The sequence below is a fragment of the Mediterraneibacter sp. 210702-DFI.5.30 genome, assembly GCF_020560115.1.
GTDB lineage: Bacteria > Bacillota > Clostridia > Lachnospirales > Lachnospiraceae > Mediterraneibacter > Mediterraneibacter faecis.
The window spans coordinates 1-231 of sequence record NZ_JAJCME010000192.1 but is presented as its reverse complement, the minus strand read 5'-3'; the positions used below and the strand labels follow the sequence as shown (position 1 = coordinate 231).

Annotated in this window: 1 pseudogene; it reads left to right on the top strand. The window is 38.5% G+C overall.

Going from position 1 to position 231, the window contains the following annotated elements:
- Positions 1-50: 50 nt before the first annotated feature.
- Positions 51-231, top strand: a pseudogene (locus LI126_RS15215) (hypothetical protein); the annotation flags it as partial.

The window sequence follows — 231 nt, the reverse complement described above, 5'->3', positions numbered from 1 at the left end:
CCAAAATCCTATATCGTATTCTTTTCACCGTACTAGGAATGTCATTTGTGATGACGTTTATTGGAGACATTATCGGAAACGGTTTGAGTTCTGAAACGTTTAATCACTTCTTAGCGAATTGGCCAAGAAATTTCCTAATTGTACTGATCGCTGAAAGTATAGTGATCCAACCCTTTGCACGATTTGTGATGGTAAAGCTACATGCTTCTCAGGATAAAAAGAAGTCCAGCG